Annotated in this window: 11 protein-coding genes; 4 read left to right on the forward strand and 7 right to left on the reverse strand. The window is 48.4% G+C overall.

Going from position 1 to position 15,983, the window contains the following annotated elements:
• Positions 1 to 62 precede the first annotated feature (62 nt).
• On the forward strand, positions 63 to 1,601 hold the full coding sequence (locus SY83_RS23505; RefSeq protein WP_068605949.1) for a glycoside hydrolase family 76 protein: 1,539 nt from the start codon (positions 63 to 65) through the stop codon (positions 1,599 to 1,601).
• A gap of 130 nt (positions 1,602 to 1,731) precedes the next feature.
• Positions 1,732 to 2,592 carry a helix-turn-helix transcriptional regulator gene (locus SY83_RS09060; protein ID WP_231891405.1) on the forward strand — a complete coding sequence of 287 codons (861 nt, stop codon included), beginning with the start codon at positions 1,732 to 1,734 and terminating at the stop codon, positions 2,590 to 2,592.
• An 18-nt stretch (positions 2,593 to 2,610) separates the two neighbouring features.
• Here SY83_RS09060 and SY83_RS09065 read toward each other — a convergent pair whose 3' ends face one another.
• A complete protein-coding gene (locus SY83_RS09065; RefSeq protein WP_068605950.1) occupies positions 2,611 to 3,522 on the reverse strand; it encodes a phytanoyl-CoA dioxygenase family protein in 912 nt (303 codons plus the stop codon).
• 223 nt (positions 3,523 to 3,745) lie between these two features.
• On the opposite strand from SY83_RS09065, the gene SY83_RS09070 reads away from it, so the two are divergent.
• Positions 3,746 to 6,154 (forward strand): glycoside hydrolase family 10-like protein, encoded by a 2,409-nt coding sequence (locus tag SY83_RS09070; RefSeq protein WP_068605951.1) that lies wholly within the window; start codon positions 3,746 to 3,748, stop codon positions 6,152 to 6,154.
• 78 nt (positions 6,155 to 6,232) lie between these two features.
• On the opposite strand, the gene SY83_RS09075 is transcribed toward SY83_RS09070, so the two are convergent.
• From SY83_RS09075 to SY83_RS09100, 6 genes are all read right to left on the reverse strand, one after another.
• Positions 6,233 to 7,093 (reverse strand): MurR/RpiR family transcriptional regulator, encoded by an 861-nt coding sequence (locus SY83_RS09075; protein ID WP_082882414.1) that lies wholly within the window; start codon positions 7,091 to 7,093, stop codon positions 6,233 to 6,235.
• A gap of 132 nt (positions 7,094 to 7,225) precedes the next feature.
• A complete protein-coding gene (locus tag SY83_RS09080; RefSeq protein ID WP_068605952.1) occupies positions 7,226 to 8,068 on the reverse strand; it encodes a carbohydrate ABC transporter permease in 843 nt (280 codons plus the stop codon).
• A gap of 21 nt (positions 8,069 to 8,089) precedes the next feature.
• Positions 8,090 to 8,971 carry a carbohydrate ABC transporter permease gene (locus tag SY83_RS09085; RefSeq protein WP_068605953.1) on the reverse strand — a complete coding sequence of 294 codons (882 nt, stop codon included), beginning with the start codon at positions 8,969 to 8,971 and terminating at the stop codon, positions 8,090 to 8,092.
• A gap of 121 nt (positions 8,972 to 9,092) precedes the next feature.
• A complete protein-coding gene (locus SY83_RS09090) occupies positions 9,093 to 10,433 on the reverse strand; it encodes an ABC transporter substrate-binding protein (protein WP_068605954.1) in 1,341 nt (446 codons plus the stop codon).
• A 112-nt stretch (positions 10,434 to 10,545) separates the two neighbouring features.
• The gene (locus SY83_RS09095) at positions 10,546 to 12,132 is read right to left on the reverse strand and encodes a response regulator (RefSeq protein ID WP_068605955.1); all 1,587 of its coding nucleotides are present in this window, start codon (positions 12,130 to 12,132) and stop codon (positions 10,546 to 10,548) included.
• Positions 12,133 to 12,201: 69 nt separating this feature from the next.
• Positions 12,202 to 14,238, reverse strand: coding sequence for a beta-galactosidase (locus SY83_RS09100; protein ID WP_068605956.1), 2,037 nt, complete (start codon positions 14,236 to 14,238; stop codon positions 12,202 to 12,204).
• A 197-nt stretch (positions 14,239 to 14,435) separates the two neighbouring features.
• Here SY83_RS09100 and SY83_RS09105 point away from each other — a divergent pair, with 197 nt between their 5' ends.
• Positions 14,436 to 15,920, forward strand: coding sequence for a glycoside hydrolase family 32 protein (locus tag SY83_RS09105; protein WP_082882415.1), 1,485 nt, complete (start codon positions 14,436 to 14,438; stop codon positions 15,918 to 15,920).
• The last annotated feature ends 63 nt before the right edge of the window (positions 15,921 to 15,983 follow it).

Raw genomic sequence — 15,983 nt, forward strand, 5'->3', positions numbered from 1 at the left:
AAATCATTTACATTGGAACTGGCGACAAGCCTAATCCCCAAACTTGAGGAGGTAATCATGTTATGGTAAGAAGTTGGAATCTGCGAAAGTGCGTTACAGGCATCGTCATGACCGCTGTGGTTATGACATCAGTATGGTTTGTGAATCCGCAAAAGGCAAGCGCTTTCAGTTCAGCGGACGCGGATGCAGCGATGACGGCGTTCAACAGTAAATTCTACAACAGCCAGACGAAGTGGTTTTATGCCAACACGAACCGCAACAGCGATCAGAGTTTCTGGGTGGAAGCGCATATGTGGAATTTGGTCATGGATGCTTACGAGCGCACCAATAATCCCGCCTACTTGACCCAGATCAACGACATGTACAGCACCTTGGTTGCGCGCCATGGACATGACTGGACATGGAACACGTGGAACGATGACATTATGTGGTGGGCCTTGGCCGCGACAAGAGCTTATGAACTGACAGGCAACGAGATGTATAAGAATGATGCGAAGTCCAACCTGGATTGGGTACTGGACACACAGACGGACCAAGAATTGGGCGGAGGCGTATGGGAGCATAACGATTCTCATTATGACAAAAATTCCTGTATCAACTTTCCCACAGTCATTACGGCTGTAAAAATGTCCAACCTTCTGAACGACAACAGCTATCTTACGGAAGCTCAAAACATTTATAGCTGGGCGAAGTCCGCACTGACGGACGGAAACGGCAAAGTGTACGATGCCATCCGCACGGACGGCACAACCGATATGGGATCTTCCCATTACAACCAGGGCACTTTCATTGGCGCGGCTGTTGCATTGTATGAAGAGACGGGCATAATCGGGTATTTAAATGATGCCGTTGCCGCCGCGAATTGGACAATCAACAATTTGACAACGAACAACATCCTGAATTTCGAGTCCCATGTGGACCTGCAAGGCGGGAAGCTCATCTTTCTTGAGTATTTGAATAAGCTCATAATCGACGGGGGACGTACGGAATTCCGACAATGGTTTGTCGATAACGCGCAAACAGCTTGGGATCACAGGAACAGCGAGAATCTGGTGTGGGGCGACTGGAATCAACCGACTTCGGGAACGTTCAGTTCCTGGGCCGCCGCACCCGCTGTAGCCGCGCTCAACTTGCTCGGCTCGGGAACGCCTTCGACGGGAAGCCCGATTAGCATTGCCAATCCCGGATTCGAGAGCGGCAATCTGTCCGGCTGGTCGGAATGGCATCCCGCCGGACAGTCCGCCAAATATGGGATAGACTCGAATGATGCGCATAGCGGGAATTACAAATTATATTTCTATGATTCTGCCGCGTATCAACAAAGCATACATCAGGTCAAGACGGGATTAGCGAACGGTTCATACACGCTCAAAGCATGGGTGAAAGCTACCGCTTACGGTGCGGCCCCATACACGGTCCGTATGGAAGGACGTTATTACGGCGGCGCCGATGTGTACGCGAACATGACGGTAGACGGCGTCTGGCGGCAGTACACCATGAACGTATCCGTCAGCAACGGACAACTGGATATCGGCTTCTATGTGAATTCTCCGGGTATGACTTCCATGCAGATTGATGATGTTACATTAACGAAGAACTAACTAATTATCCGATTCGCAAGAGAGGGCCGATCCTGATCAGGGATCGGTCTTCTTGGGTTATTTTGACCTATGCATATGATATAATGAGGCTTAAATATCCGGTTATTCTTACACGAAGGCGGTTGTTTCTGTGGATACCAATTACGATTTGTCAGCCATGCAACCTTCCGAAACGCTTGAGATCATGAAAGATTACTACTTTCCGCCCTATATCACGCTTGCTCATATGTTCAACGCCCCCAAAGGATGGGCCGTTCACAACAGGGAGATGACCCAATTCGTGCTGCAATATGTGGTGGACGGGTATGCGCAATATCCTGTGGGTGAACATATGTATGAAACCAGACGCGGCGACCTGTTGTTCCACCGTCCGCATGAACTCCACTCTATCCTGACGGTTGATGATCAGCCCTATGTGTGTATTTCGGTCGTGTTTCATTTTGGACATGCTGCATTTCCTTACGATGAATTGTTCAAGGGGCAACATGTGTTGGGCAACTTTGCGGATCGTCCGATCGAACACTTACTGTCTCAATTAGTAGAGCATTATCGTCAACCGGAGTTCCATCATATGGTGCGTTGTCAGGGTCTGCTCATGCATATTCTGGCCGAAGCGGCGGACCGGATGAACTCGAATCATCCTCTTTCGGGAACACAGGCTGTCCAAATGCCAAAATTAGTTCTCATCAAAAACTTCCTAACCGAACATTACCATAGGGATATTCAAATTAAAGAGCTGGAGCAGGTCAGCGGGCTCAGTAAAAACTATATTTTGAGTTTATTTCGCAAGTATGTGGGGATGTCGCCGATTCAATATTTGACGTGGATTCGTATTAATAAAGCCAAGGAACTGGCGCTGCAAAGCAACCTTTCCATCAGCGAAATCGCGCAGGCAGTGGGATACTCGGATGTGCATACGTTCGGACGAATGTACAAGAAAAAAACCGGGCAGAGTTTAACCCAGTTTTGTGCGAATTTGATTTATTCCTGAGGGAATCGGATTGGATTTCTATGCTCTCCAATATTTATCGTGCGCATACCGGTGTGTTGCCGGCTTCACCGGTTCCGCTACGGCAAAAGCGCCTGTAGGACGGTACTCAAACGGAGTTTCGTCTTTCACATAGTCGGCTTGCTTACGACGCTCGATACAATCGTAGAGCACATGCTGCTTCAACGTCAGGTATTCGAGTGTATGCGGACCGAACTCCATCTCGATTTCACCTGGGCGGAACTCGTAATACACCGTTCTGCGCAGCGCGTTGCCGTCTCCTTCAGGCGATCCGTGCAGAAGCTGGATGTTGTGGAGAATCACATCCCCAGGCTGCATCGGAACCGGCACCGCATCATCGAAGCTGAAATCAGGGCTGGCGCAACGCGCGTCCGCAGATTCGGCGCTCCAGTGGTTACTTCCCGGAATAACCCACAGGCAGGACTTCAGATCCGCTTCGTCCAGATAGAAATCCACGTTGAAGATCGGACGGGGATCGGTGCATCCCTCCGGTACGGCAGAATCCCGATGCCAAGGCACGCTTGCCGCATTCCCCGGGCTTTTCACCACAAGGGAGTCCCAAGTCGGAATCAGGTTACTGCCCTGCAGCTTCTCCACGGTACGAAGGATGAACGGATGTCCCAACAACGCCTTGTTCGCATCCTTCTTCTCAATAATGAACTCCGTGCGCCAGTAGACGCGCTCGCCGTTCTTGCGTTCACGATACCAGTAATCTTCCGCCGTATTCCCTTCGCTCAGCCCCTGGTTCACGACTTCCAGCGTTTGCTCCTGCAGCAGCGCCAATTCTTCTCCTTGAACTACATTGCGAATGACCAAGAAACCGTTATCAAGAAAGAATTGAGCTTGCTCATCTGTAATGACCTCTTGCGTCAACGCGTTCGCTTCCGGAAATTTCATTTGTGTTTCACTCATCTTCATCAACCTCCCGTGGTATGAACTACATTTCTAATATACCGAACAAGAAGTGAAATTGATTTAGTTAAAATGAATTGTTTGGTTGCCAAAAGCACTCTCGTTTAGGTGATAAATTCCGTTTATTTTAAATTAGTGGTGGAAAATTCCTTTTGTTTAAGGTATGATAACCGTGAATTTATTAAACGCTTACATTACTTTATTTATCTTGAGGAGGTATCACATGAGTACATGGAACAAGAAAACAGGTCCTTTGCGTAAAGCCGCTTTAGCGGGTACCACAGCTATAATGTTATTATCCGCTTCCCCTCTGCCCATTTCCCCCCCTCTTACAGCATATGCCCAGGATGAAGGTGCCGGTTATTATGTCACAGCGGCTGACGGCCATCGGGTGACGATTTCCGGGGTCAATATGACTAGAGGACCGGGCATGTTAGTTGCCTATAACCCGATCTGGGGTTACAGTTCATCCACCAATGCATTTGGGGCAGAGGTCGTTCTTGATTCTACCGGAGTTCCGGGCGAATATATGGTCAAGGAAGTCAATTCGGCCTTTGGGGATCTATCCAAAAGCGGTAACAGCACCATCCCACTCCAAGGTTTAGTTTTGTCCGCCGGACCCGGTGGTACACCCGATGTGCGGAAAGACTTGATCTCCCATTTTAAAGCGGGGGATTTAGTTAAAGTCAATGAACCCATCGCTCAGACCTCTGAAGCTCAGGTTCATGCGGTTGATCCTTCACCGTCAAACAATCCCGATGGAGCATTGTTTGACGGTTACCGTGGTCCCAATCAATTGTTGGTTTACACACCGGCTTTCGGCGCAACGACCCGCACCAACCAGTACGGATTTGAAATTACCGTGGTTGACGGTATTGTACAAACAGCAGGCGGAGCCAACTCCGCGATCCCGGATAACGGATTTGTTGTCAGCGCTCACGGAACGCAGGCCGCTTGGTTAAGCTCCATCGCGGAGACGGGCGCCAAAGTACAATTAAACGGCAATCGGCTAACCGTAACTAAAGACGCATCTTCCTATGTATATCAAGCCGAACAAGCGATTAAAGATGCGGAAGCCAGTATCCTGCGCGCCACAGATCACTATTTGAATGTTCCGTTCGACAAAGCCAACCAAAGTATAGCCGAAGCTAAGGCATTAACCGAGAAGGCCGCGGGAACTCTGGAATCAGACCCTGTGAAAAGTGTTTATGTTTCTAAACAAGCCATCTCTGTTGCCCGTGATGCCTTCTACTATTCTCTGCCCAGCAGAGCGGCTGAATCCCGCGGCGTCTGGTACAGGCCGCAAGAGAAGACTCCGGAGCAAATTGCGCAAACGCTCGACCGCATGAAAGCAGCGGGATTTAACGAGCTTTATTTAGAGACCTTGTTTCAGGGATACACGATATTTCCAAGCCAAGTCGCGAAGGACAACGGAATCGTTAATCAGAATCCTATCTTTAAAGGTTGGGATCCACTTCAGGTATTTATGGAAGAAGCCAAGAAACGCGGCATAGCCGTACACGCATGGTTGGACGGATTTATGGTAGGGATCAGCCCAGGCGGAGGACCGATACTGAGCGCCCATCCCGAGTGGTCGGCTGTTGCCCGCAATCAGACCGATGCGGGGAAGCCGATGCCGCAGAAGAGCAACGGTTATTACTGGATGGACATTACGAATCCGGAAGCACAGAATTATCTCTTAAATTTGACTAAAGAAATGGTTACCCGCTATGGTATGGCCGGTGTAAATCTGGATTATATGCGATTCCCGCATGCGTCCGACTGGAAAGAAAGCTATAATTTCAGCGCTTATTCCCGTTCCTCTTTCCAACAAGCCCACGGTGTTGATCCTTACACGATTCAACCTGAGTCGCAACCGGAAATGTGGAAAACTTGGACCGATTGGATTGTTCAAGCCGAAGACAAGTTTGTCCAGAAGGTCTATAATGACATGAAAGCAATCAACAGCCAAATCGTCATCTCCGCAACACCTGAGCCTGGTGCGGAAGCGGAGAAGATCGGGAATTGGTCGCAGTATGTGGACGTGGTCATCCCTCAAGCTTACTCCTATAGTGTAGACAGTGTACGCACTTCCGTAGAGCAACATATGGCTGAGCTAAAGCCCGGCAACTTGACGTACAGCGGCATTTTCCCGATGTATGTCCATATGGGCCCTTATGAGACTGTAGCCCAAGTCCTTGCCGCACGGGACATAGACCATGGCACGACCATCTTTGCTTTCGGTCAGGCCAGTCCTCTGAGTGTGGAAGCTCTTAAGAAAGGACCTTGGCGCGAGGACGCCGTATCCACGGGAATGCATCCTTTTCTTGCGATTACCGCATTAATGGATTCAATCCGGAAGGATATTAAGGAAGTGTATATACCGCGTAAAGCGATCAATGAGAAAACCGCTCAAGAACTAAATCAGAGAATGGATCAGATTACTCATCAACTGGATAAGGATTTACCTTGGGCGGCTTATCAGAGCACGGCTAACCAGATCAGGGCGCTTGAATCTTACCTCCTTGCCGGGAAGCAAGATATGCCTGCCAAGATAGCCGAGAGACTATCGGAACAAACCTCTTATGCGGGAACACTGCTGTCCTATGCGATAACAAAACGAATTCGATAATAGATGAAGTCATAATGAAAAGAGCAACCCAAGCTGGTTCAACAGCAGGGTTGCTCTTCTTATTTTGCTCAGCTTGCACTAGTAGAATTTATCCACAACAGCCTGCGCTGTCTTCTTCTGATATTCCAACGCCGTTTCTTGAGTTACAATCATAAGACCCGTGCACAGCATGTCCACTACGTTCAGTTGAGCAATCTTCGCAGCCAACGAACCGCCCTCCAGTGGTGTTTCCTTGCCAGCCGTTAATAATACGACATCCGACAACTTGGTGATCGGAGAACGCATATAATGGGTGATGGAGATGATATTGGCCCCGTTTTCTTTGGCGATTCTAAGCGCGTCCACGGTATCCCGGGTACTCCCGGAAACCGAAATGCCAATGACTATATCTCCGCGTTTCATGGTAGAGGCGGACATGGATTGGAAGTGAGGATCCGTAATGGCGTCAACCGATATCCCGAAACGCAGAAACTTGCTCTTCGCGTCAAGCGCCGTAATCCCTGAGGTTCCGACTCCATAGATATGGATTCTCCTCGCTGCTACCAGGAAGTGAATCGCCTTGTCTAATGTCGAGGCGTCTATCAGGCTGACACATTCCTGCAAAGCCTTGATGTTGGCTTCGGTAATCTTATGAATTAATGCCAGCGAACCTTCCCTCTGCTCCATATCCATGGATGCGGCTCTGCCAGGCAGAGCGACATCCTGCGCGATCGCAAGCTTAAATTCCTGGTAACCGCGAAAACCTATTTTCCGGCAGAATCGGAGTACTGTAGTCTCTCCAACTTCCGCTTGCTCGGCAAGATCTGTTACTGACATATAGATAACCTGTTCCATATGGCTTAGAACAAAAACAGCTACTTTGCTTTCGGAATTCGTATACGTATTTAATAAACTGTTGAGCTTCGCTTGTAAGGCGCTTGTTCCGCCATTCATGTTCATGAACTAATTCACACCCCGTGTGTAGGAAATTAAGATTATGATGTTAGTATACATGAATAGACGGAAATTGCATCTCATGTTAATGAAAGCTAAATAGCCGAGGGCATACGCCCCCGGCTTTAGTTAATTATATTAACCTTTAACTGCGGATCCTACAGTCAATGCATTCTCCACTTGCTCACTGAACAACACATACAACAATACGGTAGGCAAGGAGGCGATCGTCATCGCCGCACCCATCGCGCCCCAATTCGTTGTGAATTCGCCCTGGAAGAACATAAGACCCAACGGCAGCGTCTTGAGCGACTCTTTGGAGATGAGCACAAGCGCCATCGGAAACTCGTTCCAGGCGGACAAGAAGACGAAGATGACCATCGTCGCAAGCGCCGGTTTCACGATCGGCAGCATAATGGAGAAGAACGTGCGGTAAATGCTCGCCCCGTCCATGCATGCCGATTCTTCCAGCTCAATCGGAATGGTGCGGAAGAAACCGTAGAATACCATGGTCGAAAAAGATAAATTGAACGCGATATACGGTACGATCAGCGCCATATACGTATCGGCAATATTGAGATCGCGCACCAGAATCGCAAGCGGAATCATGATGACCTGAATCGGAATAAACATGCCGAGAATAATATAGGTTCTGGCGACATTGCTCAGCTTCCACTGCATCCGCGCTACAGCGTAGGCGAACAGGACCGACAGGGCAATGGACCCCACAACGGTAACCGCTGAAATAAACACACTGTTCATGAAATACACCGGCACGTTGAAACTGGTTAAGGCCGTGGTATAGTTCTCGATTCGAAAGTTCGTCGGAATGCCAAACGGATTCGTTACGAAGATTTCATTGTTATTCTTAAGGGAGTAGGACACCATCCAGAACAACGGGTAAATCGACAGAATCGCGTAGGCGTATGCAAATACATATAATAATGGCTGATTACGCCTTATTTTCGATATAAAGCCCATCTCGTTTCACCTTCTTATCTGTTAGTAGGTTAACTTCTCTCTTGCAACGAAGCGGTTAATGATCAAGGTAGCCAATAAACACTCGAGAACAAGAATCGCTGCCGATGCGGTACCGTAACCGAATTCGTTGATCCGGAACGCGGAACGGAACATCATGAAGGTAAGGGTGTACGTACTGTTACCCGGACCGCCGTTGGTCATAATAAACATGTTGGCGAATGCGTTCAAGCCGCCGGTGACCGCGAAAACCAGACAGAAGCGGTAAGTCTCGCCTAACAGAGGAATGGTAATTTTACGATGCGCTTGCATCTTGGTGGCACCGTCGATGCGGGCCGCTTCCAGATATTGTTCGGGGATGGATTTCACACCCGCCAAGATTAAAGCGAAGTGGTACCCCATGTACTGCCAAGCATTAACAAAGGCGATTGCGACAATCGCGGTTTTGCCGTTGGACAACCAGTCCTGCTGATATTCCATGCCTACCAAACTGAACAATTTGTTAATTAATCCGTATTCTCCATTGTACATCGCCAGCCATAACTGACACACAACCGTGATGGAAAGGACTACAGGAATAAAGTAGCTGATGCGCAGAAACCGGCGCCCTTTAATTTTCGCATCGGCGATAATGAATGCCAGGATCGTCGCCATTCCGATTTGAAACACCGTGATAATGGCCGCAAAAATTAAACCGTTATATAGAGCTTTAAAAAACAGTCGGTCATGAAACAGCCGGATATAGTTGTCCAGTCCGATGAATGTAGCTGTGCTCAGTCCGTCCCACTCATAGAAACTGCGAAACAGGGTCTGACTCATCGGGTAGAAAACCACCACGGTAAACAGGATCAATGCGGGCAGTGTGAAAAGCGCGATTGCCAGCTTGTTACCTAGAAAGTTCTTCATGCTCACCATCCTCCGTTGATTCGGAATACTCCGTCTTTAGTTTAAAAATCCCACATCAGCCCGGAACAACCCGACGGATGTGAGATTTTCAATTTTCTTTATATTGGATTAGAGTTTATGCTTACTTCGCGCCAACAACCGCATCCACATCGGCAACGAAATCATCAGCCGTGTAAGAGCCTGTCATCAAGTTCTGGGAGCTGTCTTCAATCGCCGCTTTTACTTTAGCGTCAGCCAGTCCCCACGCGAACGCGGAAGTACTTGTAATGTTCGGGATATCTTTGGCCAATTGCTCCATCATCGGAGGGAACTTCTTCACAACCGGCAGATCCACCTTCGTTGCTACCATCGGATTACCGCGTTGCGTGTATTTGAACTCCGCGTATTTAAGGGACATGAACGCCGCTACTTTAGCCGCAAGCTCCTTGTCCTTTGTGGAAGGAGATACCGCGTATCCGCCCGGACCACCGCCGCCGCTGAATGCCAATTTCGTCGCATCCACATCAGCCGCAGAGTTTGCAGGGTAGTACATGTAGCCTACTTTATCGCCAAGCGCTTTCGTAGCCGCTTCAATTTCCCATTGACCGTTCAGGAACATAGCCGCTTTTCCTTCGTGGAACAGAGCCGCCGCTTGGTCATAGTTCATGTTCGTCGCGCCTTTCGAAAGCAGACCCGCTTTCACAAGTTCTTCCACTTTCATCGCGGCGGATTTGAACGCTTCATCAGAAGCTTTCGCTTTACCTTGATCCAGCGCTGTAATACCTGCCGGATTCGAACGTGTCGCGAACATGTCGAACAGAGCTACCGTAGGCCATTTCTCCTTGGCGAACATGGACATTGGCGTTACGTCAGCCGCTTTGAACTTCTTCACGGCATCCAGGAACTCTTCATATGTTGTGGGTACTTTAACGCCGTTCTTCTCGAACAACTCTTTGTTGTAGTAGAGAAGAATAAGCTCGTTACCCGCGTAAGGGAACGCGTACGAGTGGCCGTCTTCGTGTGTCAGCGTATTCATTGCGCTCGGAAGCATCTTGTCTTTGAAGCCTGTGGACGTTACATAATCATCAAGAACCAGAATGTTCTCGGATTTCTTGAACGTGTTGATAATGTCCAGACCCGCTTGGAAGATGTCCGGAAGGTTGCCAGTAGCCGCGTAAGTTTTCAGCTTCTGACCGTCATCTTGTGCCTGAATATCAAGCTCAAGCTCCACATTCGGCATTTCTTTCGCCAGTTCCGCTTTCGCGTAATCAAACGGCGTCTTGGTATCTTCATCTGAATATTGAGCATAGATGCGAAGTTTTGTTTTTCCCTCAGCAGCAGGCTCGGTATTCTTATTGCCTTCATTCGTGGCGGTATTGTTTTCTTTCGTGCTGTTTCCGTTGCCGGCTCCGCACGCTGTAACGGTGAAAGCCATGATCAACGTTAACAGAAGAAGCATGCTTTTCTTTACGTTCCCTTTCATCTGAACCCCTCCAGAACCTCATTAGTTATTAAGTACTACTTCAGTATAGAAGGACTCCCGCCATTATTTAATGGAATAACCGATGCAAACTTGTAAAATCCGTAGATTTATCTTATCTGGAATTTTCGTACTCGCTCGGTGTGATCCCGAAGTGCTTCTTGAACGTCTTACTGAAGTAGCCCGCATCCTTATATCCGACCTGTTCGGAGATATCCGACAGTTTGCTTCGCCCGGTCGCGATGAGCTCCTTGGCTTTCTGCAACCGGACATGCGTAATGTAGTCCGAGACGGTTGTGCCCCATTCTTTTTTGAAGATGGACCGCAAATAACTCGAGTTAATGTAAATATGTCCCGCAATGCGTTCTACACCAAGCTCGGGATCCGAATAATGACCGTCGATGTATTCCTTCGCCGCCATCGCGTTCTTACGCGCCTTGGTCATCTTATGACTTCCCGCGTAGTCCAACGCCAGCCCGTATAGACGCTTCATCCAGGCTTCCGTTTCAACCATTGATTCATGGCGCTTCAATTCGTTAAACGGGGAGAACGAGGTGCCATAAATATCTTCCACGTCATACCCCGCTTCGGTGACAAAAGACAGGCACAATGAAATTACATTCATACAGATCATATAAATGTGATCCACCGACATCCGCTGGTCGCGCAGATAACGGAATATTTCCCGAATCTGCGCTTCAACTTTCACGCTTTCGCCCGAACGCATAAAGGAAAGCAGCCGCTCGTTCATTTCGGCCGGATAGAATCCTTGACCGGAGAAGGCCTCGCGATATTTAGCGTATTCAATGGAACGATCGTTTCCCATGTTGAACTTATTCTGGAGGGAGACTAATGCCTCCATATAAGAGGAATAAATCCCCTTGTAGCCGCGTTGAACCGAACCCACGCCGATGGTAATCGTGAATTTGAGGTGTTTTTTTATGAGTTGGCACAGTTTACCGTAATCATCCAAATCGAATTCACGAATCGCCTCTTCATCTTCGAATTCGAGCAAGGACACAATGCGTCCGTCCGGGTCGGTAAACATGAGATGCTGTCCCCGAATCCCGATAATCTCGCCCAACACATTCGTAACGGCAAACTTCCACAGCAGCTTCTCGCTGATTTCATTCCACTTTTGGTCCAGATGGTCGATTTCGATGCAAGCTGCCTGAAACAGTCCCGTATATGTCGGTAGGTTCAATTCGTTAAACTGGCGCACCGTTTCTTCCCTTGAGGTGCTGTAATCCTTGCTGATCAATTGATGCAACAGACGCTCTTTCAGAATGACCTGCTGTGAGATGGCTGTCGTTTTCTCTTGTTGCTCCACCTCGATTTGTTGGCGCAGCTTTAGCATGGTAAGAAGAAGTTCCTCTTTCGTGAACGGCTTGAGAATGTAGTCTTCCACACCGAGCCGAATCGCCTTGCGCGCATATTCGAATTCGCTGTGGCCTGTAATGAGCACAATCCGTATATTGGGGTAGCGCTCAAACAGCTTTTCCGAAAGCTCAATACCGTCCATGAACGGCATGTTGATGTCCACAAGAGCGATATCCGGCGGATGAAGCGCAGCTTGTTCCAGCGCGTCTACCCCGTTCCTGCCTTCCGATGTAATTTGGAAACCATAGCCGGCCCAGTCAATTGTCGTCTTTAAATATTCCCGAAAAATGGATTCATCATCCACAATCATAATATTAATCATGTGTTAACTCCTCTTCCTGTAACAGCAGAACGCTTGAGCGCATTCCTTCCCATTCTAGCAGAAGAGCCATTAGTATTGAAGAATGGCCACACCATGAGCGGACAATTCAATATCCCCTGAGATTACTTCTTTGCTTATCAGCTCAAAAGCTGAGGAGAGTCCCGTATTTACAATCGTTGACGTATTATTATGATTTAGGATGAAGAGAAAGCTTAAGCCGTCCTTTACCCTTCGAACAGCTTCGATCCCGTGATGATGTTGAGGAAGGAGAGACTCAATGCCCTTTTCCCTGCAAATATGCTGCAGCAGCTTTCTTAATAATTTCTTCTCCGGTCTCGTAGCTACGTAATAAGCCAGACCCTGTCCATAACGATTCATCGTCAACGCGGGCATCCCTGCGTAAAATTCGAAACCATAGGTCCCCAGCACCTCCGCACTCTCGGCATGAATCAAGTCACATAGAAATGAGCAGGAATAGGAACCTTCAAGTTCTTGGAATGAGCTGCTTATTATGATTTCATTCGTTTCCTCGGGATAGAGCGCATCCATTTCTTCTGACCATAGGCCAAGGACGGAACGGAGTCCGCCGGAATACCCGCCTGTAAAGGCAATATCCGTTTCGCCGACAATCCCGCTAAAATAAGTCGTAAGGAAGGTTCCGCCGGCTTGAACGAACTGTTCAACCTTCGTGGCGAATCCTGGTTTGATCATATACATCAACGGAGCAATAATTACATTATACCGCTTGAAATCCGCTTCCAATCCCACCATGTCTGTCGGGATATGCAATTCATACAAGGCATCATAGTATTTGTGAACTTCTTTGACATAATCAAGATCATTGCTCGGACCGCTGGACAACTCCACCGCCCAACGATTCTCCCAATCATAAAGTATGCCTACTTTCGCATCGGAACGCGCGTCAATGAGCCTATCTCCTAGTCTGCCCAGCTCGTCTCCGAGCTCGGCGCATTCCCGGAACACACGAGTATGCTCATGTCCGACATGTTCGATTAACGCTCCATGCATCTTCTCACAAGAACCCAGCGACTTACGCAGTTGAAAGAACATGACCGTATCGGCGCCGTGAGCCACGGCCTGATAGCTCCACTTCTTCATTTCACCCGGCCGCTTTAGTTTGCAATAGGGCTGCCAATTCGCGACACTTGGCGTCTGCTCCATCAACATGAATGGCTGGCCGTCTTTCAGACTGCGCATAAGGGCATGCGTCATGGCATTCATGCTCGGAAGGTGATCGGGGGCCGGATAACTGTCCCAGGATATGACATCCACATAAGGCGCCCAGTCATAGTAGTTCATTTCCTTATAAGTGCCCATAAAGTTTGTCGTTATCGGAATATCTTTGGAATGCTTGCGGATCGCTTCCACTTCAAGCTTGTAACAAGCAAGTAAACTGTCGGATCCGAAACGAAAATAATCCAGTGAAATGCTGTTCTGATTACTTCGCTGCCAGTTCCAGTGCACACCTTCACTAAGTAAATTGGGCGGGACAATTTCGTTCCAATCGTAAAAGGTATGTCCCCAGAATGCGGTATACCAAGCTTTATTCAGCTTTTCGATTGTGCCGTAACGTTGTTTGAGCCATACACGAAACGCCTTGGCGCAATGATCGCAATAACAATATCCGCCGAGCTCATTATTAACATGCCATATAAGCAGTCCAGGGTAATCATGGTAGCGCTCCGCTAATTTATCAACCAGCGCATATGCATATTTACGATAGGTGGGGCTGTTTGGGCACGAGTTATGTCTGCCGCCAAATTTCCGCTTGCGCCCCTCCCAATCCACCCGGAGAATATCTGGATAGCGGTTTGCCATCCACGCGGGGTGTGCGGCCGTGCTCGTTCCGAGACAGACACTAACGTTGCCTTCTTGCATTTTCTTCAAAATATCATCCAGCATAGTGAAATCGTATTCATCTTCTGAAGGCTGCAAGCTCGCCCATGAAAACACATTGACAGTGACTACATCAATCCCGGCTAGTTTAAACAATCGAACATCCTCATCCCAATACGTCTGATCCCACTGTTCTGGGTTGTAGTCTCCTCCATACCATATTTTGTTAAGTTTATCGTTAATGGGCATTGCTTTTCCCTCCTTAATGTATTGAACAAACCTATTTGATCCCGACGGTCTCCATCATCATTAGCTTATCTTCTAACCCCAAGCCATTCTATTAACGAAATGAACAATATCTAATACATAATCAACGAAGGACTGTCATTCCTTCATGACCATCACTATAATGGAGTTGCAATACCGAATTGAGGGGAGGATTGACCTTGTCGACAGGTGCACCATTACACGAACTAGCCTTGCTTAAAGCTCAACAACATGTGGCAACAACCATGCCGTCCATGGAGGAAACTCGCTATCGGCTTCATTATCATGCCATGCCCCCTGTAAATTGGATGAATGATCCGAACGGCTTTATTTATTTTGCTGGCCAATATCATCTGTTCTTCCAGTTTCACCCTTATAGCCCTGAATGGGGGCCAATGCACTGGGGTCATCTGGTCAGCAATGATCTAATGAAATGGGAGTTCCTTTCGATTGCTCTGGCTCCAAGCGAGGACTACGATATCGGGGGTGTGTATTCCGGAACAGCTGTTGAATTTAATGGCACATTGTATCTTTTCTATACAGGCATTACGGGTGACGGGAGACAAGTACAATGCATAGCGAGTAGTACCGACGGCATCCGTTTCGAGAAACATTCCGGAAACCCGGTCATCGGGACCTACCCTCCGGAAGGTTCGCCTGATTTTAGGGATCCGAAGGTTTGGGGGAAGCAAGGCGCATGGAATATGCTGATCGGATCCAGCTGTAATCAAGAAGGTAACGTATTGCTGTATCAATCAAGTAACCTTTTTGACTGGACATATGAGGGGGTTTTTGCCCAAAGTGACGGTAGCTTGGGTACCATGTGGGAGTGTCCCGATTTCTTTATGTTAGAGAATGAAGAGGTGTTGATGCTCTCCCCTATGGGCATGCATAATCGGGCTAATCGCAACATCTTCCTATACGGCAATCTTAATGAATCACATCGACAATTCGAATATTACGGCTGGCGGGACGTGGACGGCGGCCATGATTTCTACGCCGCACAAACGGCTACCGATTCCACCGGAAGACGAATTTTCATCGCCTGGATGGACATGTGGGGCGCGCCTATGCCAAGTAAACAAGAAGGTTGGGCCGGGGCAATGACGCTTCCTAGAATGATTGTTAAGGGAGATGAAGGCCGATTGCTGACACCGCCGGTTCCCGAGGTCGAGTTGCTGCGCCGGGCCATATTGACGGCTGATCCGACAAGGTTGCCCATGGTCATTAGCGGGACAACGTTATTATCCGAGGTAGCCGGCAATACCCTTGAGATCATCGTTGAATTCAACCTCTCCCAATGTGATGCCGAAGAAATCGGAGTTATTGTGCGGCGTTCCGCAGATGGTTCCGAACAAACGCTCATCCTATACCATGTGGCATCTAGTCGAATTCGTGTTGATCGTTCTTGTTCAGGGGAACCACTCGGGGTTGATTATGAAGTTGATTACCACGCCGCAGACGGGAAATTAAAACTCCGAATTTTCGTTGATGTCTCCTCGCTTGAAGTATTCCTGGGAGATGCCGAGACGGTATTGACGAATCGGATCTTTCCCTCTCCGGATAGTGTGGGAACGGCTTTGTTTGCAACTGGCGGATCGGTCGAAGTGACGAGTTTGGAAGCTTGGGCACTCCGTAATCATGAACCGGATGGCGAAGAATAGGCAGCCAGGAATAAATAAAAGACGACTTCTTTTCCAGAAAAAAACGGAATGAGAGTCGTCGCA

It is taken from the genome of Paenibacillus swuensis, assembly GCF_001644605.1.
In the GTDB taxonomy this organism is placed as follows: domain Bacteria; phylum Bacillota; class Bacilli; order Paenibacillales; family DY6; genus Paenibacillus_N; species Paenibacillus_N swuensis.

What these genes read in the sequence shown, in the direction of transcription:
- SY83_RS09100 (WP_068605956.1), bottom strand. Translation starts at nt 14,238, where the DNA reads ATGCCCATTAACGATAAACTTAACAAAATATGGTATGGAGGAGACTAC.
- SY83_RS23505 (WP_068605949.1), top strand. Translation starts at nt 63, where the DNA reads ATGGTAAGAAGTTGGAATCTGCGAAAGTGCGTTACAGGCATCGTCATG.
- SY83_RS09090 (WP_068605954.1), bottom strand. Translation starts at nt 10,433, where the DNA reads ATGAAAGGGAACGTAAAGAAAAGCATGCTTCTTCTGTTAACGTTGATC.
- SY83_RS09070 (WP_068605951.1), top strand. Translation starts at nt 3,746, where the DNA reads ATGAGTACATGGAACAAGAAAACAGGTCCTTTGCGTAAAGCCGCTTTA.
- SY83_RS09075 (WP_082882414.1), bottom strand. Translation starts at nt 7,093, where the DNA reads ATGAACATGAATGGCGGAACAAGCGCCTTACAAGCGAAGCTCAACAGT.
- SY83_RS09095 (WP_068605955.1), bottom strand. Translation starts at nt 12,132, where the DNA reads ATGATTAATATTATGATTGTGGATGATGAATCCATTTTTCGGGAATAT.
- SY83_RS09085 (WP_068605953.1), bottom strand. Translation starts at nt 8,971, where the DNA reads ATGAAGAACTTTCTAGGTAACAAGCTGGCAATCGCGCTTTTCACACTG.
- SY83_RS09080 (WP_068605952.1), bottom strand. Translation starts at nt 8,068, where the DNA reads ATGGGCTTTATATCGAAAATAAGGCGTAATCAGCCATTATTATATGTA.
- SY83_RS09065 (WP_068605950.1), bottom strand. Translation starts at nt 3,522, where the DNA reads ATGAGTGAAACACAAATGAAATTTCCGGAAGCGAACGCGTTGACGCAA.